General features: G+C 64.3%; 1 protein-coding gene. It reads right to left on the minus strand.

The features are described from left to right. On the minus strand, positions 1–340 hold a 340-nt coding region (locus VE26_RS16880), incomplete at its 3' end, for an aminopeptidase P family N-terminal domain-containing protein (RefSeq protein WP_046106520.1). Between the last annotated feature and the right edge of the window lie 114 nt (positions 341–454).

Below are 454 nucleotides of genomic sequence, written 5' to 3' on the forward strand. Positions count from 1 at the left end.
AGCAAGCGGTGACGCCAGCGGTGTCGCAGAGCTGCAGCGCGCGAACCGAAAATGTGAGGCTGCGGCCGGGCAGTTCGGAATAGGCAACGAGGTCGGCGGCACGGGCTTGGACGAGTGCAGGGTGGCGCTCGAGCGCAAGTACAAGCAGTGGGGCGTTGTCCTGCGTTAGGGCAAAGACGAGGGGACGTTCGGTGGTGTAGTGGGAAAAGCCGGTCGGATAGATGATGTCGTCATTGCTATCGAGCAACAGCACATCAATGCCATCGCGGGCCATCGCGGTGCGGAGATCACGCTGGACGGACGCATAGAAATCCGCCCCCAGAAGCTGGTTGAAGGCCATCGCCGGTACTCCCGGTCCGGGTGGGGGAGGCCGGCGCCTGAAGCTCCGGGCCTTTTGCGTCGGGTGGTGAGTCGGGTTAACCCATCCGGCCCCGCAACTCTCACCTCGGGGGTG

Source organism: Devosia chinhatensis, assembly GCF_000969445.1.
GTDB classification, from domain to species: domain Bacteria; phylum Pseudomonadota; class Alphaproteobacteria; order Rhizobiales; family Devosiaceae; genus Devosia; species Devosia chinhatensis.